At 65.0% G+C, this 26,819-nt stretch carries 22 protein-coding genes and 1 pseudogene; 7 read left to right on the top strand and 16 right to left on the bottom strand.

Annotated elements, in window-relative coordinates:
• Both IEX43_RS03285 and IEX43_RS03280 read left to right on the top strand, forming a co-directional pair.
• Positions 1-502, top strand: a pseudogene (locus IEX43_RS03285) (hypothetical protein); the annotation flags it as partial.
• 211 nt (positions 503-713) lie between these two features.
• Positions 714-1,307, top strand: a complete 594-nt coding sequence (locus tag IEX43_RS03280; RefSeq protein ID WP_308422195.1) for a lytic transglycosylase domain-containing protein — start codon at positions 714-716, stop codon at positions 1,305-1,307.
• A gap of 202 nt (positions 1,308-1,509) precedes the next feature.
• Here the strand turns inward: IEX43_RS03280 and IEX43_RS03275 are convergent, their stop codons facing one another.
• The 13 genes from IEX43_RS03275 to IEX43_RS03215 all read right to left on the bottom strand — a co-directional run bounded on the left by IEX43_RS03275 (position 1,510) and on the right by IEX43_RS03215 (position 17,280).
• Positions 1,510-3,063, bottom strand: a complete 1,554-nt coding sequence (locus IEX43_RS03275; protein WP_188809026.1) for a glycoside hydrolase family 32 protein — start codon at positions 3,061-3,063, stop codon at positions 1,510-1,512.
• A complete protein-coding gene (locus IEX43_RS03270; RefSeq protein ID WP_188809025.1) occupies positions 3,060-4,154 on the bottom strand; it encodes an ATP-binding cassette domain-containing protein in 1,095 nt (364 codons plus the stop codon). Before IEX43_RS03270 ends, IEX43_RS03275 begins: the two co-directional genes overlap by 4 nt.
• Positions 4,151-5,113 carry an ABC transporter ATP-binding protein gene (locus IEX43_RS03265; protein ID WP_188809024.1) on the bottom strand — a complete coding sequence of 321 codons (963 nt, stop codon included), beginning with the start codon at positions 5,111-5,113 and terminating at the stop codon, positions 4,151-4,153. The genes IEX43_RS03270 and IEX43_RS03265 overlap by 4 nt, the downstream gene beginning before the upstream one ends.
• A complete protein-coding gene (locus IEX43_RS03260; RefSeq protein ID WP_188809023.1) occupies positions 5,110-6,048 on the bottom strand; it encodes an ABC transporter permease in 939 nt (312 codons plus the stop codon). The genes IEX43_RS03265 and IEX43_RS03260 overlap by 4 nt, the downstream gene beginning before the upstream one ends.
• A gap of 11 nt (positions 6,049-6,059) precedes the next feature.
• Positions 6,060-7,037 carry an ABC transporter permease gene (locus tag IEX43_RS03255; RefSeq protein WP_188809022.1) on the bottom strand — a complete coding sequence of 326 codons (978 nt, stop codon included), beginning with the start codon at positions 7,035-7,037 and terminating at the stop codon, positions 6,060-6,062.
• A 170-nt stretch (positions 7,038-7,207) separates the two neighbouring features.
• On the bottom strand, positions 7,208-8,884 hold the full coding sequence (locus IEX43_RS03250) for an ABC transporter substrate-binding protein (protein ID WP_188809021.1): 1,677 nt from the start codon (positions 8,882-8,884) through the stop codon (positions 7,208-7,210).
• A 78-nt stretch (positions 8,885-8,962) separates the two neighbouring features.
• Positions 8,963-10,033, bottom strand: a complete 1,071-nt coding sequence (locus tag IEX43_RS03245) for a LacI family DNA-binding transcriptional regulator (RefSeq protein ID WP_188809020.1) — start codon at positions 10,031-10,033, stop codon at positions 8,963-8,965.
• A 164-nt stretch (positions 10,034-10,197) separates the two neighbouring features.
• On the bottom strand, positions 10,198-11,160 hold the full coding sequence (locus IEX43_RS03240; protein WP_188809019.1) for a carbohydrate kinase family protein: 963 nt from the start codon (positions 11,158-11,160) through the stop codon (positions 10,198-10,200).
• 28 nt (positions 11,161-11,188) lie between these two features.
• A complete protein-coding gene (locus IEX43_RS03235; protein ID WP_188809018.1) occupies positions 11,189-12,706 on the bottom strand; it encodes a glycoside hydrolase family 32 protein in 1,518 nt (505 codons plus the stop codon).
• A gap of 23 nt (positions 12,707-12,729) precedes the next feature.
• The gene (locus IEX43_RS03230; RefSeq protein WP_188809017.1) at positions 12,730-13,641 is read right to left on the bottom strand and encodes a carbohydrate ABC transporter permease; all 912 of its coding nucleotides are present in this window, start codon (positions 13,639-13,641) and stop codon (positions 12,730-12,732) included.
• An 8-nt stretch (positions 13,642-13,649) separates the two neighbouring features.
• The gene (locus tag IEX43_RS03225; protein WP_188809016.1) at positions 13,650-14,579 is read right to left on the bottom strand and encodes a carbohydrate ABC transporter permease; all 930 of its coding nucleotides are present in this window, start codon (positions 14,577-14,579) and stop codon (positions 13,650-13,652) included.
• Positions 14,576-15,973 (bottom strand): extracellular solute-binding protein, encoded by a 1,398-nt coding sequence (locus IEX43_RS03220; protein WP_188809015.1) that lies wholly within the window; start codon positions 15,971-15,973, stop codon positions 14,576-14,578. Before IEX43_RS03220 ends, IEX43_RS03225 begins: the two co-directional genes overlap by 4 nt.
• Positions 15,974-16,236: 263 nt before the next feature.
• Complete coding sequence (locus IEX43_RS03215) at positions 16,237-17,280, bottom strand: LacI family DNA-binding transcriptional regulator (protein WP_188809014.1); 1,044 nt, start codon at positions 17,278-17,280, stop codon at positions 16,237-16,239.
• Positions 17,281-17,672: 392 nt separating this feature from the next.
• Between IEX43_RS03215 and IEX43_RS03210 the strand changes: the two genes are divergently transcribed.
• Positions 17,673-18,260: an HNH endonuclease family protein gene (locus IEX43_RS03210; protein ID WP_377102743.1), complete on the top strand. Its 588-nt coding sequence runs from the start codon at positions 17,673-17,675 to the stop codon at positions 18,258-18,260.
• A gap of 58 nt (positions 18,261-18,318) precedes the next feature.
• Here IEX43_RS03210 and IEX43_RS03205 read toward each other — a convergent pair whose 3' ends face one another.
• From IEX43_RS03205 to IEX43_RS03195, 3 genes are all read right to left on the bottom strand, one after another.
• A complete protein-coding gene (locus tag IEX43_RS03205; protein WP_188809013.1) occupies positions 18,319-19,500 on the bottom strand; it encodes an FAD-dependent monooxygenase in 1,182 nt (393 codons plus the stop codon).
• Positions 19,501-19,547: 47 nt separating this feature from the next.
• Positions 19,548-21,755, bottom strand: a complete 2,208-nt coding sequence (locus tag IEX43_RS03200; protein ID WP_188809012.1) for a DNA/RNA non-specific endonuclease — start codon at positions 21,753-21,755, stop codon at positions 19,548-19,550.
• 66 nt (positions 21,756-21,821) lie between these two features.
• A complete protein-coding gene (locus IEX43_RS03195; protein ID WP_188809011.1) occupies positions 21,822-23,051 on the bottom strand; it encodes a S8 family peptidase in 1,230 nt (409 codons plus the stop codon).
• 258 nt (positions 23,052-23,309) lie between these two features.
• Here IEX43_RS03195 and IEX43_RS03190 point away from each other — a divergent pair, with 258 nt between their 5' ends.
• The 4 genes from IEX43_RS03190 to IEX43_RS03175 all read left to right on the top strand — a co-directional run bounded on the left by IEX43_RS03190 (position 23,310) and on the right by IEX43_RS03175 (position 26,797).
• Complete coding sequence (locus IEX43_RS03190; protein ID WP_188809010.1) at positions 23,310-24,203, top strand: SMP-30/gluconolactonase/LRE family protein; 894 nt, start codon at positions 23,310-23,312, stop codon at positions 24,201-24,203.
• 13 nt (positions 24,204-24,216) lie between these two features.
• Positions 24,217-25,248, top strand: a complete 1,032-nt coding sequence (locus IEX43_RS03185; protein WP_188809009.1) for an aldo/keto reductase — start codon at positions 24,217-24,219, stop codon at positions 25,246-25,248.
• A gap of 171 nt (positions 25,249-25,419) precedes the next feature.
• A complete protein-coding gene (locus tag IEX43_RS03180; RefSeq protein WP_188809008.1) occupies positions 25,420-26,109 on the top strand; it encodes a dihydrofolate reductase family protein in 690 nt (229 codons plus the stop codon).
• A gap of 28 nt (positions 26,110-26,137) precedes the next feature.
• Positions 26,138-26,797: a cyclodeaminase/cyclohydrolase family protein gene (locus IEX43_RS03175; RefSeq protein WP_188809007.1), complete on the top strand. Its 660-nt coding sequence runs from the start codon at positions 26,138-26,140 to the stop codon at positions 26,795-26,797.
• Positions 26,798-26,819 lie beyond the last annotated feature (22 nt).

Below are 26,819 nucleotides of genomic sequence, written 5' to 3'. Positions count from 1 at the left end.
TGGTCAACATCCTTCCACGAGCACAAGCTCGCTAGGTCAAGGAGTCAACAAAACCGGGGGCAGTCCCATACTGTCCGCAATTGGCCTGGTCCGAACAGTGGTCTCGGTTGCTCCCAGCGCGGTAGACCCGACAAGCAGCGACTTCACCACATCCGAATTGGAACACATGCGCCTCATGACAATCTGGAACTTCGGCAACGCCGCAGTCGCCGACGAAAGCGCCCGGGTCGCCAGCAATGCCGCAGCACTCCACGGATTGACCTACCCGGAGAACATGCCCGTCCTTCACTTCCTTGCCAGTGACAGCGTGGCTACCATTCCCGACTGGCTCGAGTCGCACAAGAACCAGCTCACGGGCGTCAACCGTCACGAAATCGTCGAACTCCAGGGTCTGCATAACCTGCAATGGACGCAGTCAACGGCCATGGCTAAGAAGATCACGCAATTCCTTCAGGACAGTGCTCCGTCTCGGGCGCAGCCCGCACCCCCTCAGGTGCAGTAACTTAAAGAGAAGCGAACAACTGTCAGGGCGCTTTGGATGGTTTGATTAGTCGGTGCTTCGTCTCAGACGCCTCGTTGTTCTTATCCTGTTTACAGTTGCTGTCACCACCGCTTCCTTGTTCTGGGCGCTCGGGCAACCTGCCGCGGACGCTCGTCGGGCTTTTTCTCCACCACCGCGAGCGGAGGCTGAGCTCGAAATGATGTCTTCCGGTATGACCACCGCAGTGAACGTCACCAGAAACCCGGATGCCGAGTGGGTGCTCCGGGCTGCAAAGGAGACTGGAATTCCCGGCCGTGCCCTGCGGGCATATGTGGCCGCGGCGGTAACCGTGAATGCTGCTGCTCCGGCGTGCGGAATAGGTTGGAACACTCTGGCGTCCGTGGGATTCGTTGAAACAGCTCACGGAACGTACGGCGGCGGCAGCCTCACGGCATCGGGACAGGTGAGCCGCCCGGTGACGGGCCCGGTTCTCAACGGTGCCGGGTTTGCCGCCATCACCGACACGGACGCAGGTGTCCTGGACGGGGACACCCGCTGGGACCGTGCCGTGGGGCCGATGCAGTTCATTCCTTCCACGTGGAAGCTCGTAGGGCGGGACGGGAACGGGGATGGAACGGCTGATCCCTTCAATATCGATGACGCCGCCCTTAGTGCGGCGACTTACCTGTGTGCCGGCGGCCGTGATCTCACGACTGCGGACGGGTGGACCGACGCGATCTACGCCTACAACCAGTCCGATGCCTACATCCGGAAAGTGCGTGACCAGGCCACGGCCTACGCATCGAAGACAAGCACCGGGGGATAAGCACCACCATGAGACAGGCCTGCTCCGTTGCGCAACGCGGAACGTCGGATCTCTTCGCAGGCGGCAGCAGGCCCGTCCTTCAAAAACCCGTGCCGGCCACCCTGTGGATGGCCGGCACCGGTTTCCTGATGTGGACGCCTGTTGAAGTACGCGAAAGCGCCCCGCAGGAATGCACCGGCGGCAACGTGCCTACTGCCCCGCTTCAGGGAAAGAGGCTCCGGGCACCGTCAAAAATGCCGGCCATGGTCCATGCGTCGAGGGACTGCACCTGGGCGGGGCCCTCGGCGGCAAGGCTCACGTGGTCACCGCCCAGGGTGGGGTAGACGCGGGCAGTGAGCGCTATCCCGTTGGCAAAAATTTCGACGGCGGACCGGTCCAGGATGACGCGCAGGTGCACCCGTCCTCCGGGCATCGGGACGGGTCCTGACTTGTCGTCCGCATCAACGGCTGGATCAAGGCTGCTTCGGGTGCGGTCCAGGCGGAGCGTGCCATTATTGCCGCCGTCAGCCGCCCTGTACAACTCAATGACTGTTTCCTCGGCGGGGCTGGAGGTGCCCCCGCCAACGGAGCCCAGCACACCGAGCCGCACCAGTCCGCCCGGTTCCAGTTCGAGCTCCAGTTCGATATCGAGTTGCTTGCCGGACACACCGGTGTCCAGGGGCTCCAGCAAACCGCTTAGCACCGGTCCGGACAAACCCACGTGGTCACGGCGCAGCTTTTCTATCTCTGGTACGGGTGCGAAGCGGAGGGTCCCGTCCTCGGCCGCCGTGACGGTTCGAGGCAGGCTCATCACTCCGGACCAGCCGGCCTCCACCATCGCGGCATCGCTTCGGCCTTCCTGCATCCAGCCGAACATGACGCGCCGGCCGGACTCATCCTGGAACGATTGCGGTGCGTAGAAGAAGCGGCCGCCGTAATCGAGCCGGTGCAGGGCCGCGGGCTCGAAGCTGTCACCGGCATACCGGCCGGTCCAGTACAGCGGGTGGTGGGTGTCGCCGTCGTTCCAGGCGGAGAAGACCAGCACATCCGGTGAGCCGTCAGACGTCGCGGATCCCAGCGAACCCTGCCCGGCCCGGAAAAGGTCCACGCATTCCCACATGGTCCCCGTCCAGTCAGTGTCCGCAGGATCACCTTGCGAGGCATCGCCGATGAACAGAGGCCCGATGTAGTCCCAGGTCCGCAGGTCCGCTGACTCGTACAGGAACGCCGTACCGCCGCGTCCGCTGATTCCCGAACCCACCAGCTGCCGCCACTTCGTTCCTTCACGCCAGACGCAGTGGTCGCGGTACGCCGTGATGTCTACTCCAGCCGGCGGCGCTGCGATCACGGGGTTTGCCGCGTCCTTGGTCCAAGTTAGAAGGTCAGGGGATCCTACGGCGACGCAGGGCAGCTCCCTGCCTTCGAGGCGCCCCGAATACACCAGGGTGGGCGTGCCGCCGTCGTTCACCAGGACCCCGGACCAGCAGCCCTCGGCGTCCTGTCCTGCGGACGGTTCCAAGGCAACGGGCTGGTCCGTCCAGGTGACGAGGTCCGTGCTGGTGGCGTGGCCCCACTGGATGCGGTGGTGGAACGCGCCCTCCGGGTTGTACTGGTAAAAGAGGTGGTAGCTGCCGTTCCATTGGCTGACGCCGTTGGGATCGTTGAGCCAACCGGCCGGTGAAACGAAATGGAAGCGCGGCCGGAGGGGGTCGGCTTCGGCCCGGGCAACCAGCTCATCCTGTGGAACGGTTGCGAGCGGGTGGGTCAGTTCAGTCATGCGGAAGCCTTTTCTTGAGCGTTCGACGCCGGGCGGCCGGGTGGGGTTGGTTCGCCCGCCAGGGCATGGCCGGCGGCGCCGGCCCACGGCCGGTAGAGGTGGCAGCGCACCCAGTGGCGGTTTTCGGGGTCTCCAACCTGGTGGCGCACGGGTTCTTCGGCCGAACAGGCCTGGTTCGGGTCGCCGTCGAAAGCGCATGTGGTGGAAGCCATCACCGCCTGCCGCAGTTCGGCCCGGCGGACGGGATCATACGAGCCTGCCCGTGCGGGATCCGGAACAGCCGAAACCAGGAGTTGGGTGTAGGGGTGTGCGGGGTTGGACAGCAGGTCCAGGGACTCGCCTTCCTCAACGAGTTCACCGGCGAACATGACTGCCGTCCGGTCCGCCAGGTAGCGGGCGGACGCGAGGTCGTGGGTGATGTAGAGCATGGAGATGCCCTGCTCGTCACGGAGCTTGCGCATCAGGTTCAGCACACCGATCCGGACGGACACATCAAGCATGGAGGTGGGCTCGTCGGCCAGGATGACTTGAGGTTCCACAGCGAGGGCCCGCGCAATCGCAACGCGTTGGCGCTGGCCGCCCGAGAGCTCGTGCGGATACGAGTTCAGCATGTCAGCCTGCAGGCCAACAGTGGTCATGAGCTCTTCGAGCCGCCGCACGGTCTCCTCCGCGGAACCGCCGCCTTTGCCGTGGATCGCCAGCGAACGCCGCAGGAAGTGCTCGATCCTGTGGGCCGGGTTCAGTGAACCGAAGGGGTCCTGGAAGACCATCTGCAGTTGGGACCGGAACGCACGCGACGCCTGGAACCGATCGCGCTTGAGGATGTCGACGCCGTCGATCAGGATCGCGCCGCGGGTCGGCTTCTCGAGCCGGGCAACGCAGCGGGCCAGGGTGCTCTTGCCGGAACCTGACTCTCCCACAAGTGCGACGATTTCGCCGCGGTTGATGGTCAGGTCCACGCCGTGCAGGGCGCGGACTGAGTCGCGGGAGAACAGCCCTCCAATGGGGAACGACTTGCCGAGGCCACGGATTTCAAGGGCGGGGGTGCGTGAGGTGGACGCAGCCACCGGGGATGTCAGGGAGTGGCTCATCGTGCGGCTCCTGCCAGGTCTGCGGAATCAATCACTGGAGCGTCGGCACCAAGCGGAGCCACGAAGTGGCCGGGTGCCGCCTCGGTGAGGTCCGGGATGTTCCGGAACTTCACGCCGTCGGGCAGTCCCGTCAGCGGTACCCGCGGGCCGGTGAGCGGCGGGAATGCGCCCATCAGCGCCTGGGTGTAGGGGTGGCGGGGGTTGGTGTAGACGTCCTGCGCTTTTGCAGTCTCCACGATCCTGCCGCCGTACATCACGGCCATCCGGTGCGAGAGTTCCACCATGAGTGACATGTCGTGGGTGATAAAGAGGACAGAGAAGCCGAGCTCGCGCTGGAGTTCCTTGATCTGGGCCATGATCTCCTGCTGCACCACCACGTCCAGCGCGGTAGTGGGTTCGTCCAGGATCAACAGGGACGGCTTGAGGGCCACGGCCATGGCAATCACGGCTCGCTGCCGCATGCCGCCCGAGAGCTGGTGCGGGTAGGACTTGAGGCGTGCGGGGTCTATCCTCACCAGTTCCAGCAGTTCAGCCGCGCGCCGCAGGGACTCCTTGCGGGAGTAGCCGGCGTGGGTGGTGAAGATGTCCACAATCTGTTCACCGATGGTCAGCACCGGGTTAAGCGAGTTCATGGCTGACTGGAACACCATGGCCACGTCCTGCCAGCGGAAGCGCCGCAGCTCCTCCGGGCTCATGGCCAGGACGTCCTTGCCGCCGAAGGAAATGCTGCCGCCTGCGATCTTCGCGGGATCCTTGAGCAGCCGCATGATCGAGTTGGCAATGGTCGATTTTCCGCAGCCTGATTCCCCTGCGAGCCCGAACACCTCACCGGTGCCGATGCTGAAGGAAACGCGGTCCACGGCGGTGGTGGAGCGGGTGTCGCCGATGTACTTGACGGTGAGGTCCTTGACGTCCAGGACGGGTTCGTGGGAGCCGAAGGACACTTGGGAGATGGTCATTTTGAGGCGCTCCTGTCGGTATCTTTCGGGGTTTTGATCTTCCGCAGGCGCGGGTTGGTGACCTCGTCCACGGCGTAGTTGATGAGGGCCAGGGCGAAGGCGACCAGTGCGATGCAGACGCCCGAGGGAACGAACACCCACCAGCTGCCGGTCAGCAGGGCGCCTTCGTTGCCTGCCCAGAAGAGGTTGTTGCCCCACGAGACCGTGCTGGCATCGCCCAGGCCCAGGAACTCCAGGCCTGCTTGGGCACCGATGCCGTAGATGACGCAGGCCAGCAGGGTGCCCATGACGATCGAGGCCATGTTGGGCAGGATTTCACGGAACATGATCCGGCCGGCCCGTTCGCCGGACACCACCGCCGCGGCCACAAAGTCCTTGGAGCGGATGGACAGGGCCTGTGAGCGCAGGACGCGCGCTGAGCCTGCCCAGCCGGTGATCACCAGGACAAGAATCACTGTGCCCAGCCCCGGAGGGAGGAACGCGGCCAGGATGACCAGCAGCGGCAGGCCGGGAAGGAGCAGGAAGACGTTGGTTACCAGGGACAGCGCTTCGTCGATGAACTTGCCGAAATACGCCGAGGCAAGTCCCACCAGGATGCCGATGAAGGTGGACGCGAAGCCCACGGTGAGACCCACGAAGAGGGAACTCCGGGATCCGTGGACGGTCAGGGCGAGCACGTCCTGTCCCTTAGCTGTAGTTCCCAGCCAGTGCTCGGCTGATGGTTCCATGGAGGCCATGGCGGTGATCCGCGACGGGTCGCCGGGGAAGAGCAGCGGTGCCAGCAGGGCCAGTGCGATGAAGACGAGCATCACGGCCATGCCTGTCAGGGCTTTTTTGTTGGTGAGGATGCCGTGGACGAAGCTGCGGTTGGGCTTGCGGGCCGCCGGGGTTTTGGCGGCCGTTGTGCCGGGTTGCTTCAGGATTGCGGTTGTCATGATCGCTCCCTCTAGTTGCTGCGCACGCGCGGGTCGAGGCGGACGTAGAGGATGTCCACCAGGAAGTTGGCCAGCAGCACGGCGGCGGTGATGGTCAGGAACAGGCCCTGCATGAGCGGGTAGTCGAGGCCCTGGACGGCGTTGAGGAGCTGGTATCCGACGCCGGGGTAGGCGAACACCACCTCGGTGAGCAGCGCACCGCCCACCACGAATCCCAGTCCCATGCCGAAGCTTGTGACCGACGGGAGCATGGCGTTGCGGGCTGCGTAGCGGAGCATGATGCGGCCCGGGCGGAGTCCCTTGGCTTCGGCCATGGTGATGTAGTCCTCAGAGTTGGTGGCGATCATGGTGTTCCGCATGCCCAGCATCCAGCCGCCGATGGAGACCAGGACTATGGTCAGTGCCGGAAGCACCAGGTGGGCGCCGACGTCGCCGATGTACTCCCACGTGAACCCGGGCTCCAGGCCGGCGGTGAAGGCGTGGCGGATGGGGAACCAGTTCAGTACCACGCCGAAAAGGTACAGGGCGCCCATGGCGAGCCAGAAGTACGGGAACGAGCCGATGAAAACGAGCAGCGGTGGAAGCGCGGAGTCGATCGCGCCGCCGCGCCGCCAGGCGGCCAGGACGCCCAGCAGGTTACCCACGACGGCGGCAATCACCAGGGCGGTTCCGCCGAGCAGGAGGGTCCAGCCGATCTGGGACGCAATGACCTCGGTGACCGGAGTGGGGAAACGGGAGATGGAAACGCCCATTTGCCCGGTGAAGATGTTGGTCATGTAGCCGATGTACTGCTCCCAGAGTGGCCGGTCATCAACACCCAGCAGCTTGCGCAGGGCCTCGATTTGTTCCGGCTGCATTCTGTCCTGGGTGCGGGCGAACATACGGGAGACGGGGTCCCCGGGCATGAAGCGGGGGAGCAGGAAATTCAGGGTGATGGATGCCCAGAAGGCGATCAGGTAGAAACCCAGGCGGCGCAGGATAAAGCGCACGGTTTCCCTCCATTTCGGGAATTGCGGAAAGTTTGGGGGCTGGCCGCCGGATGATCCGGCGGCCAGCAGTGGTGCGTGATGGGCCCACGCCGCCAGGGAGGCGGTGGATGGGCCCACGCCGCCGAGGGTTCCCTAGCCGAAGCGGAGCGAGGCCAGGGAGGCGGTGGGGACTACTTGCGCGGTTCCAGCGTGGTCAGGACGAGCACCGTAGAAGGGGAGCGGACCGACAGGGTTGCGTAGGGGTTGTCCTCGGTGGGCCAGCCGGTGAAGCGGGTGTCGTTGAAGGCGCCCCACTCCGGACCGGAGAACAGCGGCACCAGCGGTGCGGCGTCGTCGTATTCTTCCTGCAGCTTGTTGGCGATGTCCTTCTGCTTGGACTCGTCGGACTCCGCAGCGAACTCTGCCAGCAGGGCGTCAGCCTCGGCGTCGCCGAAGCGGTGGTAGTTGTCGAACGTCTTGGTGCCCACGGGCTTGACCGTGGCTGTGCCCATGGAGGAGTTGAAGTACTTGTACGGGCTGGGGTCGTTGGCGCTCCAGACGATGCCGGAGTCGAAGTCGCCCGTTTCGTAGCCGGCAACCACGGCAGCCCAGTCCGGGGACTCCACCTTTGCCGTGACGCCGACTTCTGCCAGGTTCTGCGCGATCACGTTGGCTACGGACAGCCAGTCGGAAGAGGATGCGCCCACGGAGATCTTGAACTCGAAGGGCTTGCCGTCCTTGAGCGTGCGTTTGCCGTCGGCACCCTTCGGGTAGCCCGCCTTGTCCAGCAGCTCATTGGCCTTCTGGACGTCCAGCTTGGTCCAGGAACAGTTCTCCTTGACCTCGTTGTTCTTCCAGGTCTCGTAGTTGCCGGAAAGCCCGGTGCAGTCCGCAGGCTCGGCGTAGCCGCTCATGCCGATCGTGGTGACCTGTTCCCGGTCAACGGCCATGCTCAGGGCCTTGCGGACGTCGACATCGTTGAAGGGGGCCTTGGTGGTGTTGAGCTGCCAGTTGATCATGGCGCCGGTGGCCGGGAACCAGTAGTGGCGGTGTTCCTTGTCCTTGGAAACGAACGTCTTTTCGATGTTCGGGATGTACTGCGGGGCCCAGTCAACATCGCCGTTCGCGGCGGCGAGGTTGGCGCCGTCGTTTCCTGCAAAAGCGAGCATCTTGATACCGGCGATCTTCTGCTTTTCCGGCTGCCAGTAATTGGGGTTCTTTCTCAGCACGAACGACTGGGCCTGGAAACTGTCAACCTCGGTGTAAGGGCCTGTGCCGACAGGCTTGGCATTGGCCTCCTTCTCCGGGTCGGCAAGGGCGGACCATACGTGCTTGGGCAGGATGGTGAGGTGCCCGACGTCGTACAGGGCCGGCGACCACGGCTTGTTGAAGGTGAAGGTCACTTTGTTGGTGCCTTCGGCGCTCACGGTGTCCAGGTACTCGAAGCCACCCTTGAGCTTCTTCTGGAGTTCGAAGGTGTAGGCGACGTCCTCGGCCACGAAGGGCTGGCCGTCGGACCACTTAACGCCGTCGCGCAGGGTGAAGGTGATGGACCTGCCGTCGTCCGCCGCCTCCCATTCAGTGGCCAGCCACGGTACCGTGTCACCCTTGGCCGGGTTGAAGATCAGCAGCGACTCGTAGATGGACTGCTGGACCATGGGGTTGACGGTGGGGGCGAACGGGTTGAAGTTCTGGACAAACGTGCCCATGTCCTCACGCGGAATGGTGAGGAAGGCGCTGGCGTTCGCTGCGGCGTCGGTGCCGGCAGCCTTGTTGCCGTTGGCCGCACAGCCGGTCAGCAGCAGTGCGCCTACCGCCAGCCCGGCCGCCGTGGTGCGGGCAGCCCTCAGGAATCGGGGTTGTGTCATGATGGTTATCTCTTTCCTATCTTCATCAGCAAGGTGAAGGGGTGGGGGAGGGGTTGCTCTTCGCCAGTGATTTCGCGGTCAGACCGAAGAGCGTTCTAGCAGCGGACAGCCGACTAATTGCTGGTCGGCAACAATCGGCTGTCCTGCTGTCAGAGCTGCGAGCGTCTGGACTCCCAGGGCGCCCATTTTTTCAAACGGCAACGCAACCGTGGTCAGCTTGGGCCTGAGGTAGGCCGCAATCAGTTCCTGGTTGTCGAAGCCGATCACGGCGATGTCTCCGGGGATGGTCAGGCCCCGTTCCTTGATGGCGTCGTATGCGCCCATCGCCATGCGGTCGTTGAGGCAGAACAGCGCGGTTGGCCTGTCCTGCTGTGGGTAGCGGTCCAGGATGTGGCACGCGGCCTCATACCCGCCGTCCGCCGTGGCGTATCCGGGGACCACGAGTTCCGGGTCCAGTTCGAGTCCGGCGTCGGCGAGTGCCTCGCGGGCACCTTCCAAACGCCCGATTGCCGCGGGAATGGCCGGGTCCAGGTTGATGACGCCGATCCTGCGGTGGCCGGCCTGGAGCAAACGTTCGACGGCGGTGCGGCCGCCGGCGCGTTCGTCCGGGACGATCGAGGGCAGCTTCCCGTCGGCGTCGAAGCAGTTGATCAGTACGGTGGGTACTTCCTTGGCGGTTTCGGGCACGTGCACGCCACGGTGGAACGTGGCTGCGTACAGAAGTCCTTCCACGCGCTGCTCCAGCAGCTTTTCGGTTGCTGCGTCCTCCAGGCCCTGGTTGGGTCCTACGGCATCGGCCTGGTCGGAGGGCGCGATGAGCAGGAACTTGCGGTCGAGCCAGGCTTGGTCTTGTGCACCCTTGATGATGTCGACGGCGAACGGTGCCGTGACGATCTCGGTAACAATCCCGTACCAGTCACTGCGCTGGGATGCCAGTGCACGTGCTCCGGCATTTGGGCGGTAGCCCAAGGCCTGGACAGCTTCGTTGATCCGGGTGCGGGTCTCTTCGGAGATGCTGGCATTTTCGCGGTTGCTCAGCACGAACGAGACCGCGGTCCGGGAAACCCCCGCGTGTTTGGCAACATCATTCATGGTGACACCCCGCTGCCGCGCGGCCCCGGCATGGTTCGAGGTGGTGGTTTTCGCCATTGAATGCTCCGGTATTAGTCGGGTGGTGCTGCCAGATAGGTAACGCGCGTTACTCGCGCATATAGAGAGGTTACGCGCGTTACTAGATCTGTGTCAAGGGTTACATTTCCCTGTGCGGGGTGACCGCAAATCGACGATCAGAACAACCGCACGAAGTGTTCGTGCTAGGCGTGCGAATGCAGCCGGGACTGATGCTGAAGCTGGAGCTGTGTGCGGAGTTCGTCTTCGGTGGGGGGCCGGGCGCCGGCCCGGGATACGGTGATCGCGGCCGCGGCGGCCGCCGTGCATCCCAGCTGGTCGAGGACCGAAGGGGCCAGGCCGCCGGTGCCGCGTGTGAGGAGTCCCAGGATCAGGGCCGCCATGTAGGAGTCGCCGGCGCCGATGGTGTCCACCACGGTGGTCTTCACTGCAGGCATGCTGAGGGCGGTGGTGGATGTGGCAAGCAATGAGCCTGATGAGCCCCTGGTGATGACAGCAAGCTCCGCTCCCAGCCCCAGGATGTGTGTGGCGGTTTCCTCGAAGGTCTTCCTCGGGTAGAGCCATGCAGCGTCCTCATCACTGAGTTTGACCACGCTGGTGAGCTGCACCAGTTCCTCGAAAGTGTGCAGCGCCTCGGCATGGGTTCCCAAGAGGTCTGGCCTGATGTTCGGATCGTAGGTGACGATGCACTTGCCGCGGAGCTCCTGGAGCATGGCTTTGACGCCAACCGCGCCCGGTGACAGAAAGCTTGCGATCGAACCGGTGTGGACGATCCTTGGGGGAGTAAGGGCAGGATCCAGCGGTGCCACATCCCAGGCGATGTCGAAGGCGTAGCTCGCCGAGCCATCGCGGGCGAGGGTGGCGGTCGCCGTCGACGCTCTCTCCAGTGACCGGGAGCCTGGCAGGAGCGTCACCCCGGCGCCCGTGAGGTGCTCCTCAAGTGCGTCACCACGGTGGTCATTGCCCATGGACGTGAGCAGTCCGGTGCCCACCCCCAGGCGGGCCAGGCCGTAGGCGACATTGGCCGGTGACCCGCCAGGATGTTCATTGGTCCCCTCAGGCGTGGTGACGACGTCGATCAGGGCTTCCCCGATAACGACGACGTCCAACCCCTGCCCGGGAGGGTTCGGTTTCCCGTTGTTGTGCATGTCTGTTGTTCCTTGAATTGGTGCTGCCCTAGCCGAGCTGCGTGACCTGGAGGCTGTTCATGGTCGCCGTGCCGCCTACGGCGTAGACGGCGACGTCGGTGCTGGTCTCCGCCGGGAAGATCAGTTCGGTCATGGTGACCTGGCCGTCCTGGGCAAAGACTTCAACGGAACAGCGGTCCACGTAGATGGTGAGCTCGTAGGACCCCTGCCTGGCAAGGACGGGAGCCGTGTCAACGGAGCTGAAGGATGCGTGGAAGTCTGTCCTGCCGGATTCGCGACGGTCCACGAGCAGTGTGCCTTCGCCCGGGCGGATGCCAACGCGGGTTCCCTTCGTGCCGTCCCCACGCAGGATGAGGCCGAATTCCTCTGCGCCTCCGGGGGTGAAGATGACGTCAATCCGCTGGACGGTACCGGCCGCGCCCGCCAGAACCTGCACGCCGTCGTGGATGGTGGTTCCGGAAAGGTGCAACGACTCCGTGCCGGCCAAGGCAGTCCAGTCACCCGCGGGCTGCTGGACCAGGCATAGCTCTCCGTCGCTGCTCTGGAGTGAAATTTCCCGGGCGAGGCTCATGGGGCTGCGCCAGGGCGTGGTGGGGATCTGGTTGGCGTATTCCCAGTTGTTCATCCAGGCGATCATGAGGCGGCGGTTCTCCGGCGCGTCGCTGAAGGAGACGGCGGCGTAGTAGTCGCGGCCCCAGTCCAGCCATTGGTAGTCTCCCAGCCGGTTCGGATCCTGGAGGCCTTCGGTCACGGTGCTGGCGGAGGTGAATGTGGTTCCGTCGAAGTCACCGATGAAGTATTGGCCGGCGGAGCCGTTGTTGGGCCCGCCGGGATTGAGGTTGACGGTGAGGACCCACTTGACGTTTTCCGGGTCGCCGTCTACGGGCAGGGGAAACAGGTCCGGGCATTCCCAGACCCCGCCGGTGGCGTTTGCGGGCCCGAAGGTGCTCAGCGGTTCCCAGGTCTTCAGGTCGCGGGACTTGTAAAGCACCACCTGGAAGTCTGTGGCTTCGACGGCGACCATCACCCAGTAACTGTCCGCGCCGCCGTCGTACCAGATGACCTTGGGGTCACGGAACTCGGCGGAGCCGCGGTTAAGTACAGGGTTGCCGCCGTGTTTTGTCCAGCTGTAGCCCCCGTCCAGGCTGTAGGCCAGGGACTGGGCCTGGACGCCCTCGTGCAGGGAACCCGGTTTGAAGGCGCTGGTATAGATCGCCACCAGGGGCGCAGTGGATCCGTTGCCGAATCCGCTGGTGTTGTGACGGTCGTGGACGATGCTGCCGGAAAAGATGTCCTCGTTTTCGTCGCAGGCGATGGCGACGGGGTGCTCGGTCCAGGTCAGCAGGTCGGTGGAGGTGGCGTGGCCCCAGGACATGTTTCCCCAGACGTTTCCCAGCGGGTTGTTCTGGTAGTAGAGGTGGTAGACGCCGTCGTGAAAGATCAGGCCGTTGGGGTCATTGAGCCAGGTGTCCTTCGCCGTGTAGTGCAGGGCCGGGCGGTAGCTGTCTGTTGTGGCTGCCGTGCTGGTCGGGGTGAGTGTATCCATGGGGTTCCTTTTGAAAGTACGTGCTATTTGCTTGCGCCGGCCGTGAGGCCCTCGCGCAGGGTGCGCTGACCGAAGATAAACACGACCAGTGCGGGCAGCATGGACAGGATCACGCCGGCGAGGACCACCGATATGCTCCCGGTGCCGAGGTTGCCCTGGAGCGTGACCAGGCCGAGGGGGAGGGTGAAGTTCTGTTCGCTGATAGTGAGGATCAGCGGCCGGAAGAACTCGTTCCAGTGGAAGTTGAAAGCAAGGATCCCAACGATGGCCATGCCCGGGACCGCCAACGGTGCGTAGACGGAACGGAAGATCCGCCATGGTCCGGCGCCGTCCAGGGCGGCCGCTTCCGCAAAGTCATTGGGCAGGCCCAGGAAGTATTGGCGCATCAGGAACGTGCCGAAGGCGGTGGGAATGGCCGGCAGGATCAGGGCCAGCAGGGTATCGGACAGGCCCATCCCGCGGATGAGCATGAACACCGGGACGATGGTGACCTGCACCGGAACCATCATTGTTGCAAGCACCAAGGAGAAGATGGCTTTCCTGCCGCGGAAGTCCAGGCGGGCGAAGGCGTAGCCGGCAAGCGTGGCGGAAGCCATCTGGCCAAGCGCGATCAGCCCGGTCACCAGGGCGCTGTTCAGGACCAGGAGGCCAACGTTGATCTGCTTGAACACCTCCTGGTAGGCGGTGAAGTCGGGGTTGAGGGGCAGGAAGGACGGCGGCAGGTTGAAGGATTCCGACGGCGTTCGCAGCGAGGTGGACAGGGTCCACAGGACAGGGCCGAGGGTCAGCGCCGCAGCTACCGCCAGCGCGGCGTACCTGCCGACGGTTCCTGCCGCGGGCAGGCGGCGGTTGCGGTAGGTCTTGCGGGTGGCCGGCGTGCCGGTGCTGGAACCGGAATGTTCGTCGGTCCCGGTGTGCAGGGTCTGGCTGGACATAGGGGACCTCACTGGTAGAAGACGAAGCGGCGGCTGAGGCGGAATTGCAGGGCGGTGACGGCAAGGATCAGCACGGTCAGGACCAGACCGATGGCCGAGGCTTCGCCGAATTCCAGTTGCTGGAAGGCGGATTCGAAGATCACCATGACGGCGGTGCGGGTGGAATCCCCTGGTCCGCCGTTGGTCAGGACGTACGGCTGGTCGAAGACCTGCAGGGCACTGATGATCGCCATGACGGAAGCGACCAGCACAGTGGGGCTGATCAGTGGAAGGGTGACGTTGCTGAACTGTTTCCAGCCCGTGGCACCGTCCAGGTTCGCTGCCTCGTGCAGTTCTTTCGGAATGTTGCTCAGGGCGCCGAGGAACAGGAGGAAGGAGAACCCGAAGTTCTGCCAGACGTAAACCAGGACAACGACGGCGGCAGAGGCCACGGGACTGGTCAGCCACGGGACTGCGGGAATGCCGATGAGCGACAGGAGCCAGTTCACCACGCCGAACTGTTCGTTGAACATGTACCGCATGAAGATGGACACCGATGCGGCGGACAGCACCAGGGGAAAGAAGAAGGTGGAACGGAGGAAGACCCTGAGCCAGGACGGCATCCTGGCCTGGAGCATCGAAGCCAGGGTCAGTGCGATGCCGAGTTGAAGGGTTACTGCGACGACCACGAACACGATGGTGTTCAGGAAGGACACGCGGACGGTGGGGTCCTGTGCCAGGGAGGCGAAGTTGGCGAAACCGACGAACTGGGGTGCTGAGATGATGTCCCAGCGGAAGAAGGCCAGGACCAGCGAGCCGATGATCGGCAGGAAAGTGAACAGGGCCATCCCCAGCAGTGTGGGGGCCAGGAAAATCATTGCCAGCCACCGCTCGACGAACGAGCGGCGCGCTGCCGGTGGCTTTACGGTGTGGCGCGGGGCGGCGGAAGTGGTGGTCATGCGTTCCTCCTGAGGGCCAGTTCGAGATCACGCTGCAGGGTGCCCATCGCTGACCGTACGCCGGCGGAGCTGCCGCTGACAGCGGCGGAAACGTTTTTCATCAGGGCAGTTTCCACGGCGGCCTGCTGCGGCGGCGCGGGGATCGGACCTGAGGTAGGGAACCTGTCCAGGGTGTCGTAGAAGACCTTCCAGTGCCGGGGCCCGGTGGCAGCATAAAAGGACTCGTTCACCATCGAACGGCGGGTGGGAGTGGTGTTCGGTTTGGGAATGGCCAACTGCATCGCTTCGCGGCTGGAGCAGAACTTCACCCATTCCCAGGCTGCGTCCTTGTCCTTCGCCGTGCGCATGATCGCATAGCCGGCAGCACCGAACTGGTGCCGCTGCGTCCGCCAGCGGGGGAAGAACTGCACATCGAACTGGTCGGCCGTCATGCCGGCCTCATGCAGGCCCTGCGCCCAGTAGCCCCCCGCCGGCGTGGTGCCGATGCGGTTGTTCGCGAACAAGCCCACCAGGGCGTTGCCGCCGCCGGATTCAGGCCGCACGCCCAGTCCTTCGGCAACAAGTTCGCGCAGGTAGTCAAAGGTCTCCACAACCCGCGCGTCCTCGGCGTTGGGAGCCAGCCATTGGTACCCGCCGCCGCGCGTTGCCCGGGCAGGATCGTTCGGATAAAAGCGGTCCCACAGCCAGTCGCCGCCGGAAGCCTTGCTCTCAGTCAGGAAGCTGGTGTCATTGGCGTACAGCCATGGCACAACACCGCCGAAGAGCCGGTTGGTCCAGTAGTACGGGGTGAAGTCGGCCGGGCGTGCCTTCCGCAGGGCGCGGAGGGTGGCGCTGAAGTCATCCTGCGTCCAGTCGTCCTTGGGGCGGTCAAGGCCGGCCTGGGCAAAGGTGGTGGTATTCAAATACATGTTCGCCGCGTTCCAGTCCAGCGGAAGCTGGTAAAGGCTTCCCTGGTACATGAAGGCTTCCAGCAGGCTCGGATGAACGTCATCGAAGTAGTCGCCCATGTCGGCTGCGTCCCGGCGGACATATTCATCCAGTGGTTCTGCGAGCTTGTCAGCGAAAAGCTGGGCGCCCTCCGTGGCCACGTAGACGACGTCCGGCGGCGTGCCGGCCGCCACCATGGTGAGGATTTTTGAAAAGAAGTCCTTCCAGTCGGCGCCCTGGATGGCCTGCACCTGCACCGGGATATCCGGATGGGCGGCGGTAAAGGCCTGAACCAGGCCCTGGCGGGCCGCGGCGTCCGCTGCGGTTCCAAGGATGGCGATGTTCAGGGCCTTGCTGCCACGGCCGGGAATGTCGGTCCCGGTCAGGCGCGGCCAGGCTCCTACGGTAGCTCCCGCCACGGCCAGTCCGGTAAGGCCGAGCATGGAACGCCGCGTGAGTTGTGACATTCCGCTGCCGGGCCGCGGTGCATATGAGGGGGCTGGTTGCCCCGGTGTCTTCTCAGACGTCATTGTCGGCTCCTCCTAACACGTGTTAAGTAGGGTAAATACCTGACCTAACACGTGTCAAGTGATTTTCGATGCTGCTTGTGCTGCGTCATTCGGAACGTGCAGGACGGACTGGCCGTGTGGGGAAAGTACACAGGCGGGCGCTGGCGGTGGCTGTCCCTTGGGGGCTCAGCAGTGCAGCAGCTGTGAAAGCATCCGGCTGCTTAGCCGGCCGGGACGGCGGCGGTGGAAGCCCTCGGAATAATCCGGCAGGGCACGTGGATCGTTCCCTCTTCCGTGTCCTCCGTGGCCGTAGTTTTTCCCTCCACCGCATCCAGCAGCATGGACATGGCCGCCGCTCCAATTTCGGCGTGCGGAAGCGCCACCGTGGTCAGCGCGGGAACAAGGTTCGCGGCCAGGTTCTGCTGGTCGTCGTAGCCGACCACGGACAGATCCTGCGGTACGCGCAGTCCCGCGGCGGCCGCGTACAGCAGTACTCCGGTGGCTACCCTGTCGTTCGAGCAGACGATCGCCGTCGGCCGGTTGCTGCCGCCCAGCACGGAGGAAGCGGCCCGGTAGCCCTCATCAATGTCCCATCCGGTCGCGTGGACGTGCTGTTGTTCACGGCCCAGCCCTGCTGCTTCCATCGCCTCGCGGTAACCCTGTTCGCGCTGCGGGGCGGCAGGGGAGCTAAGGGTTCCGGTCAGCAGCGCGATGCGGCGGTGGCCCAGGTCAATCAGAAGCTGTGCCGCGGCGCGCCCACCTTCGACCTCTGCCGGTATGACCGACTGGAGCCCGGAGGCCGCATCGGTGCAATTGGCCAGAATGGCCGGCAAGGTCAGCATCGACGGCGGGGCGGTAATTTCGCGCAGGCTGCCGGCGGCATACATGATTCCGTCCACCTGCCGGTGGACGAGCTGCTGCGCCGCGGAGCTCTCGCGGGCCTTGTCATGTTCTGTGTCGACCACCAGGACCATGTACCCGCGGGCCAAGGCCGTGCGGGACGCGCCGCTGATCAGCCGGCCTGCGAAGGGGCTGGTGACGATGTCATCCGTAATGATGCCGATCGTTGACGTTTGCTGGTTGCGCAGGCTGACGGCAACCGAATTGGGCGTGTAGTCCAGCTCTGCCGCGGCGCGGAGCACGCGCTCCTGGCGTTCTGCGGTGACGTTGCCGGTTGCCCTGCCGTTGAGCACCAGTGATACCGCGCTGCGGGACACTCCCGCCCGCCGTGCAACGTCCAATGCCGTCGCTTTACGTTTGACCATACCGGCCCCCTTGCTTTTCGGCCTAGCATACCTAACTCGTGTGAGGTGAGGGTGCCTTGCTTGGGTGCTGGGGCTGCCAGCAGGCTGCTTCGTCAAGCGTCAATTGAAACCGCCGTGGTGGACTTGGATTCATCACACGGCTCGGCCGCTGTTTCCAGGTGCGCGACGTGTGGCTGGCACCACGGACATGCCTCCCGGCGGCCGGCGGTGGTCGGAGCTAGCGTGGAACAGCCCGCTGCAACAGAAGGACCGTTCACATCATCCGCTTCGCCGCCCAGACCCTAACCCTCTCAGCCTCCCTACTGCTGGCAGGCTCACTCGCCGGTTGTGACGCTGCAGCCAGCGCCCTTGAAGTTCTTGAATCTGCTCAAGGCAGTGCAGCGGAGGCGCCAGTGCGGGCGGACCCGTCCCTTGCTGTTGATGTTGCCCACGCCTTTGAGCAGCTGCAGGGCATCCCGGTGAAGGGCCGGGCCCCTAAGACGGGCTACAGCCGGGACGAGTTCGGGCCAGCCTGGGCTGACGTCGACCGCAACGGCTGCGACACCCGCAATGACATTCTTGCCCGGGATCTGACCAACGAAACGTTCAAGCCCGGCACCAACAACTGCGTGGTCACCGCCGGCACCCTGGCCGATATGTACACCGGCGCGACCATCAAGTTCACCCGCGGCCAGGACACCAGCTCCGACGTGCAGATCGATCACATCGTCCCGCTCAGCGACGCCTGGCAGAAGGGTGCGCAGCAGCTCAGCGCCGGCCAGCGCAAGGAACTCGCCAACGACCCGCTGAACCTCATGGCTGCCGACGGGCCAACTAACAGCGCCAAGGGCGACAAGGACGCCGCCACGTGGCTGCCTCCGAACAAGGCCTTCCGATGCCAATACGTGGCACGCCAAACTGCCGTCAAGGCCACGTACAAACTCTGGGTCACACAAGCCGAACACGACGTGATGGTCAGCATTCTTGACGGCTGCCGCTAGATCCCTGGTGTGCCTGCCTTCCCATGGGACGAGCTCACTGCGGGCGAGCCTCGGCAGGTCAGTGGCTGCCAACGATTCTTCGTGCCACGGCCCGGTCGATTCCCGGCACGCGGGAGGCCCGTATGACCCACCGACGCAGCAGGCGCTGGGCTTTGCTTCGAGGCAGGAAGGACGAGGCAGCGCGCCGCCCGGCTGCCTGCGCCTCTTCAACAACGGGTTTCCATCGCTCCTCGAACCCGGCGAGCGCAGGTCTGATGCCGTCAGCGGAAGCCACTGGTCCGAGGAAGTCACCCAACAGTGCTGCCCCGGCGATCGCCAACGAGGCGCCCTGGCCTGCCAGGAGCGATACGGCTCCGGAGGCATCCCCCAGGAGGATGGTGCGCTCCTTCTGCCAGCCCGGCAGGATGATTTGGGCAACGACATCGTCGTACACGTGCTCGGGGCAGGCCTCCAGCACCCTGTCGACGGCGGCGCTGAGTCCGGCGAACTCCCCTTGCAGCCGCTCCCGCGCATCCCCGGACCCCCGGCATACCGCCGCGGCCGTAGAGTCCCGATAGGCCAACAAAGCCGCCACTTCGCCCGTGCGGAGGTTGTAGAGCCCGGCCATCCTGTCGATGCTGTCCGTGAGGACGAACCGGTTCCTGAACCGTTCGTCCAGGAGCGGCCCCGGCACAGTGAACGCGGCCGCACGCATTCCCAAAGGGCGCAGGTATTCGTCCTCGGGGCCGAAGAGCTGGGCACGCACCGTTGAGTGGATTCCATCGGCGCCCACCAGGAGGTCCCCGGCGAGGGGCGCGTCCGGCAGGCCCTTGAGGGTGACCCGCACGCCGTCGTGATCGCTCCAAACCCGGGAAACCTGCGCGCCGTAGCTGATCCGCACCCGGCCCCGGGCGACGTCGTCGAGAGCGGCGAGCGCGGCGCGCTCCATGTCAGGGCGGAGCAGGCTCAGGATTTTCCCGCCTGCAAGCCGTGCAAACTGGTTGTAATCGAGGCTGCACGTGCGGCGTCCCTTTCCATCCACGTAGTCGACTGCCTCGACCTGGTACGCCACCGCTGCGAGGCGCGGGTAAAGGCCGATCCGCTCCGCCGCCTCGAGCCCCGGCCCAAAGAAGTCCATCATGTAGCCGTCGGGCCGTGGGCCGGGTGATTTCTCGATGAGCTCCACGTCCCAGCCCGCGGAACCCAGCTGGCGGGCCGCCACCAGGCCCGCAATGCCCGCGCCCACAACAACTGCCTTCATATCCTTCCCGTTCGTCAGAGGAAACCGGTATCAGAGCAGCCGCGCCGCTAGAGCTGAAGCTCCTCGAAGGTAAGGATTTCACGGGCGGGAGTTGGTGTGGCCAGTGCTTCCTGGGCCCGGGGGAGCGGCTCGAACTCGTTGTTCATCGGGTCCCAGCCAAAGAGATGGCCGAAGTCCAGTCCGGTAAGTTCGCTGATCCTGCGGACAGGGACCTGGAAGGTAACCGGTGTGAAGGCCTCCTTCAGCATGTCCTCAACCAGCTCATGCTGGCTGATCATGTAGGCGCTGGCGGAAGGGGTGCCGTCCGCCCGTTGAAAAACGGGGATTTTCCAGAACGCCAGCGGGATGCGGGTTCCCTGGAACTCCGGATCGCTGTCGGTGAAGACCGGGCCCGTGAACACCGACAGCCGCAGCTTGTCAGCCTTTGCGGTGTCCAGCAGGTAGTCTTCCAGGCCGGCCCACAGCGATGCCCCCTGGTTGAACTTTTTATGTTGGGGGCAGCAGTTGGCGAAATGGAAGGTGTCATCGTTCGCTGCCCGTGCAACGGTGTCCGGACCCCAGACCGGATCGAGCCGCCGGACAAGGTGCCCACGGTCGAAGTCATTGCCAGCGTAAAGATCTCCGCCAATTTGTTCGGACCGGTCCAGCCGTGGGTCGAAGTACCACTTGTCCCGTTCCCGCTTCGGGGATTGGCTGAGGCTGCCATCGACGTTCACGGCAGTGTAGAGGGCCAGCCTCCTCCTGCGGTTCATGACGAGGCTGAAGTGGTGGTAATCCAGCACCGTTGGATCCCGTCCAGGGGCCGCGCGCCGGTTCTGTGCTGCGTCGCTGCGCTGTTCGGCTGTGAGGGCCGGCAACGGAACGTGCACACCCAGGAAGACGGGGTCGTATCCTTTCCTTCCCGAATAGTCGGGGTCTATCGCCACGGCTTCATCGGCCACCGCAGTCCCCGTGCCAACCGCGTCCCCGCCGCCCGGATCCGCGTCGCCGGTCCGGTCTTCGGACGGGGCGTCCGGTTCGTTTGCCGCCTGTACCGCACCGAGCCGGACAGTGATGTGGAGGGGGATGGTCAGGGACACGGACCCCTCCGCAGTGGCGGCTGGCTGCTTTACGGGTTGAGGCAGTTGGACCTGCGCCGGGGCCTGCCCTTCCTCCACCGGGTGCAGAAGTTCCACCGGGTGCGGCGGATCAGCAGGCAAGGGAGGCGGGTTGAGGGCTTCCTCCACCAGGGCCCGTTCTTCGGTTGTCATGCCGTCGGCCTGCATACCCAGCCAGGCCAGGATGCTGCTGATGCGGATCCCCTCGTTTGCCACCCATTGGATCCGCAGCTCATCCTGCGTCCTGTCCCACACGGTCCCGTCCACGGTCAGGATCTCTCCTGCCGCATTGCGGGCAGGGACGCCGGAATGGTGCAGGCCCAGGACTTCCCACTGGTTGTTGAACAGCGGTGAACCGGAGGAGCCCGGCGATGTGTCCGTGTGATAGTGCAGGAACTGGTCAAAGCGGTCGATGAGTTCGTTCTGCTGAAGCGCGAGCTGTTTCTCCTGGCCTTCCGGGTGCTGGATGATGTTGATGGACTCGCCCAGCAGGATCTTGCCCTGCTCCTTGGAGGTGCGGTTGAAGCCGAAGCCGGCCAGCGGCACCGAGGCACCCGCCCCGTCGGGACGTGACGCCGCTGCAACCGCTATCACGGTGACATCCAGTCCGGCGTCCGTCCGGAAGAAGGTGTCCGGCTCCAGGTCAAACTGCGATGCAGCGAGGGGAAGGCCGCTGACGCCGTTCTGGAAGTTGAATTCCAGCCGGGAGAAGCGGGCAGACTGGGCGTCTGCCAGCACGTGGTTGTTCGTCAGGGCCAGGCGCGGCGAGATCATGAACCCCGTGCCGAAGGAGCGGATCTGGAACCGGTCACGGACAATAACCCTGCCCACACTGCGTGCCACCGACGTGCCCAACTCCAGGAAAGCGATGCCCAGCAGGTTGTTCCCGCCGATAATCCGCTCCAGCACCAGCTCGTCCCACACCTGGCCGTCCGCTGCCGGTGAGGTGTCCGCCGTCGCCTTGAGCGCGTCCATCACCATCGGCTGGCGCATGACCCGCCGGCTGCGCAGTTCCACCCGTTCGGTCGAATCGACGTTGAGGATGCTTCCCTGCGGGGTATGGGCCTCCGCGATCTTTTCCTCCGTACCCGCGCGCGGACCCTTGCGGGCCTGGAACCGCGCCTGGGTGGCGGTAAGCACGTCGTCCGGTATGACCATGTGTCCGCTCCTTGGGACTTACTGCAAGCCAGTCATCGAGCGCTTCGGATAAAACGCCGGGCCACCCTAGTTGGCGTTCGTGGGTGCCTGGACCAGGCCCGCCCCAACGTCCACGGGATCCGTGCCAGCCTTGAGCGGCTTGAACGTTCCGGAAGCGATCAGTTTTGCCTGGAGCAGTACAGGACTGAGGGGTCCCTGTGCCAGAAGCCGCTCCGCCCACAGCGCCGCCACGCCGGCCACGTGCGGGGTGGCCATGCTGGTGCCACTGATCGTTTTGGTACCGCCGTTGAGCCAGGCGCTGAACACCCCGACGCCGGGACCGGCCACCGTCGCCATCGTGTTTGAGAAGGGTGCCACGGTAAGTCCGCCGCCGCCGTCGGCCAGGGCGGCCACGGACGTGATCCCGAAGGCTGCGGCCGGTGGCGCCACATTGATCTCGTATGCGGGGTTGCCGGTGCGTTCGCTTTCGTTGCCGGCGGCTGCGACCACGATCGTCGTCTGGGCAACGGAGGCCCGCGCATTGAGGAGGTTGGCGAGCTGCTCGAACAGCCGGACGTTGGCGCGGTAGCCTTCAAGCGCTATGGAGGTGGCGGCGGGGATGGACAGGCCGTGCACCTTCACCAGCTCGTCCACCCAGCCCGGGAAGTCGATGCCCAGCGACATGGAGATGACATGGGCGCCGTTGTCGGCGGCCCAAAGCATGGCGGAGGCCAGGATGTCGCTGCTGCCGCCGTTGGGGCCTCCGAGGACTTTGCCGATGACCGCTTTCTGGACGCCGGTTGCGACGCCGATCCGCTGGCCTGAGAGGTCGCGGCCAAAGATCGTGCCGGCGCAGTGGGTGCCATGGCCGTTGTCGTCTTCGGCGCTGCCCGCGCCGGTGAAGTCTTTTGTGACCAGGTTGACGCCGGCGAAGGCCGGGTGGTTTGCAGCGATGCCGGTGTCCAGGACCGCGACCGTCACCCCGGCACCGGAGAAGGGCGAGGTGTGTGCGCCCACGGCCTTGACGCCCCACGTTGCCGCGGCGGACGGGGCAGCATCGGCGTCGAAGGGTTCGATGAGTTTCATGGGCATGGCGGGAGCGAAGCCGAGGACCGTGGGGTCGTTCCGCAGGGCGTTGAGGGTTGAGCCGGAGGGGTTCTCGTCGCTTTCCACCGTCATGCTGACAGCGCGTTCGGCGATGTTCTGGGCGGTGCTTTCGAGCCCCGGGGACGCCCCCGGGCCATCGAACGGGTCACGGGTGGCGCCGAGGGAAGGCGCGCGCAGAATCATGATTTTCTGGTTGAACAGGTTGGACATCCTGGGCTCCTTGGCCTCTACACGCAACGGTCTGCGCCATTGGCGCAGCTGCGGCAGTGAACGTATCAGCGGCGTGGTGGTCCCACACGTCGCCAGTTCTACGCCGCGAAGCGTTACATCAGCGTTACTGCCCGGCAGGGCCGGAGACAACACCCGTCAACCGCGCTGCTGTCCCCAATGCCGTCCCGCTTTACCTCTTCGCGCTATCGTTTCCCCTATTGCGTGCCACTCAGTACAACGAATTGCGAGGGGACCTGAATGGGCGACGGTTTGACGGAAGGCCGGTTGGAGTGCCTGTCCACGGGCTCGGTGTGGGCGGAGGGGCCCGTGTGGGTTCCGTCCTCGCAGACCGTGCGGTGGAGCGATATTCCCAATAACCGCATCCTTGAGTTCGAGGCGGCCACGGGGACCACAAGGGTATACGCCACCGGAGCCGGGTTCACCAACGGCCGGACCCTGGACGCCGACGGCAGCGTTGTGCAGTGCAGCCACGGGCGCCGCCGCATCGAGCGGGACGTCGAGGGGACCGTGACAGGACTGGTTGACTCATTCCAGGGCAGGCGGCTGAACTCACCCAACGACGTCGTGGTTGCGCGCGACTCCAGCATCTGGTTCACCGACCCGCCCTACGGGATCCTCCCGGGAACACGGGAAGGGCACGAGGGGGAGCAGGAGTACGGGGGCTGCTACGTATTCCGGTTTGACCCTGACTCCGGGACCCTTACAGCTGTGGTGACGGACCTCGTGTATCCGAACGGTCTGGCGTTTTCGCCTGACGAGTCAGTCCTCTACGTGACGGACACGGCCGGTCCGGACCATGGCGTGCCGTTGCGGATCGCCTCCTACGACGTGAGGGGCGGCGCGTGCACACGCCGGGCACCCGCCGTCGAGCTTGACGAAGACCATGCTGCCGACGGCTTGCGCGTGGACGTCCAGGGCCGGATCTGGACCTCAGCCGGGCCGGAAGTGCGTGTCTATTCACCGTCATTCAAGCTCCTGGACACGGTAGACGTGCCTGAAAAGGTATCCAACGTGTGCTTCGGGGGCCCGGACGGCCAGGACCTCTACATCACCGCAACCACCAGCCTCTACCGGATCCGCACCACCACTCGGGATGCAGCCGCCCGGGCCGCAACTCCCGCCGCCAACTAAAAAGAGGAGAACCATGCAGTACAGAACCCTGGGAAGCAGCGGCACCGTCGTGTCCACCCTCGCGCTCGGAACCATGACGTTCGGGGCGGAGGCCACCGAGGAATCGTCACACGCCATCCTGGACAGTTACTTTGCCGCCGGCGGCAACTTCATCGACACCGCTGATGTGTACAGCACGGGAGTTTCGGAAGAGATCATCGGACGCTGGTTGGGCAGGCGCCCGCACCTCAGGGATACGGCGGTGATAGCTACCAAAGGCCGCTTTCCGATGGGGACGGGACCGAACGACGTCGGCACCTCCCGCCGGAGGCTGACCCGCGCCCTGGACGATTCGCTCCGGCGCCTGGGCGTGGAACAGATCGACCTGTACCAGCTGCACGCCTGGGACCCGATCACCCCGCTCGAGGAGACGCTGCGCTTCCTTGACGACTCGGTCAGCCGCGGAAAGATCGCCTACTACGGCTTCTCCAACTTCCTGGGGTGGCAGCTGACCAAGGCCGTCCACCTTGCCCGCGCCCACGGGTGGACTCCGGCGGTGACCCTGCAGCCCCAGTACAGCCTGCTGGTGCGGGACATTGAATCCGAAATCGTTCCCGCTGCGCTCGACGCCGGAATCGGACTGCTGCCATGGTCGCCTTTGGGAGGCGGCTGGTTGTCCGGCAAGTACAAGCGGGACCAGGCCCCCAAGGGTGCAACGCGGCTCGGCGAGAACCCCGAACGCGGCATGGAGGCCTGGAAGGCACGCAACAGCAATCCCGGCACCTGGCAGGTGATCGGCGCCGTGGAAGACATTGCGGCCGCCCGCGGAGTGAGTCCGTCCCAAGTGGCGCTGGCGTGGCTGGTGGACAGGCCGGCGGTGACCTCGGTGATCCTGGGTGCCCGGACCACGGAGCAGCTCGCCGACAACCTTGCCGCAGCCAGCCTGCAGCTCAGCCCCGACGAAGCCGGCCACTTAACCCAGGTCAGCCAGCCCCAAACGGGGGTCTATCCGTACGGCCCGATGGCGCAGGAGCAGCGCAGCCGCAGGATCGAGGGCGGACGATAGCGCTTAGCGGGCCACCTTATAGCGCACGTGAGTCACCAACCGAGTGCCGCTTAGCTCTGTCGGTTCGAGCCTAAGATTTCCGACGCCGTCTTGCCGACAGGCAAGTACGGCCTTGAAGGTCCTGCCGGCACGGGGCTACGATTGCCGCGACCTGCCACCAAGGAGACGGCCATGGGCGCGGCATCTGAACGGGAGTCATCCTCGGTTGAGCTGATGGTTGACCTCATCATTTCCCTGGATGGCTGCGCCTCAGCGGAGGGATGGCCCGGCTGGTGGGGCTTGGAAGGACCGGAATACCTGGCCTGGCTCGAGGAGGAGGGCCACAAGGAGTGCACGTACCTTCTTGGCGCGAACACCTACCGGCTGATGTCCGGGATGTCAGAGGAAGCCGCTGCAGGAGGCTCGGGGTTTTCCGAAGAAGAAGGGGCGAGCCTTACCGGCCTTGCAGCGGTGCCCAAGGTCGTCTTTTCCTCCACGCTCCGGGGGCCGCTGGGCTGGCCGAATTCGACGCTGGTCCGCGGGGACGCCGTGGACGCCGTGAAGGAACTGAAACGGAAAGGCACCCATCCCCTGAGCACCCTCGGCAGCCTGAGCCTGTGCCGGTCGCTGCTGAACGCAGGCCTGGTGGACAGGTTCCGCCTGGTGGTCTTCCCTGTCATCACAGGCCGCACCGGCAGGGAACGGATCTTCGACGGCTATCCGGACGTTGCGCTCGAGATGGTGGACAGCCGGACCTTCGACGGGAGGCTGCAGCTGCTCGACTACGTCCCCACCGTCCTTGATGGGCCTGGACGGTCCGGGGCAGCGCCTGACCCGCGGAGTGCCCCGGAGGCGGATGCCCCGCCAAATGAACCACGATGACGGGCCGGCACCGGGCACACTTGATGGCATGACTGATACCGATGCCGTGACCACCCAGCGCTCAACTGTTGAGGAGTGGACGCGTGCCCTAGCGGAGTCCAAAGGTTCACCGGGCGGAGGCGCCGGGACGGGCGTGATGCTTGCCATTGCCGCTTCACTGGCATCAATGGTTGCCGGCTACACGGAACCGCAGGAAGACCAGGGGGCAGAACTCGCCTCCCTTCATGCGCGTGCCCGTGCGCTTCGGGAGGCCGCCCTTAGATTGGCCGACGACGACGCTGCCGCCTCCGAAGCGTTCGGCGCCGCCTTTCGGCTCGAAAAGGGCCCGGAACGGGATCAGGCGATCCACCGCGCCTCCGTCGATGCCGCCAAGGCATCGGCCGTCCTGGGGGAGCGGGCTGTCGCTGCCATTGACGACCTTGGTTGGCTCGCCGGCAACGGCAACCCGGCCCTCATCGCCGATGTCGTCGTCGGATTCGGCGCCCTGAGGGCGGCAGTGGCGGGGGCGCGCACAAACGTTAGCTTCGACCTTGCCACCCTCAGGTCTGCCGGGGTCACGCTGGAGCAGATCAGGGAACAGCACCCTGGCCTGTGGTCGGCCGTTGAGCAGTTGACCGCAGCCCTCGAGCGCATTGACCACCTCACCGCAGCCGTGGATGACCGGGCAGCGCCCACCGACCTGGACTGACTTCCCGCACCACTGCCAGGCC

The organism is Pseudarthrobacter polychromogenes (assembly GCF_014644495.1).
Taxonomy (GTDB): Bacteria; Actinomycetota; Actinomycetes; order Actinomycetales; family Micrococcaceae; genus Arthrobacter; species Arthrobacter polychromogenes.
This window is presented reverse-complemented; position numbering and strand designations above follow the sequence as displayed.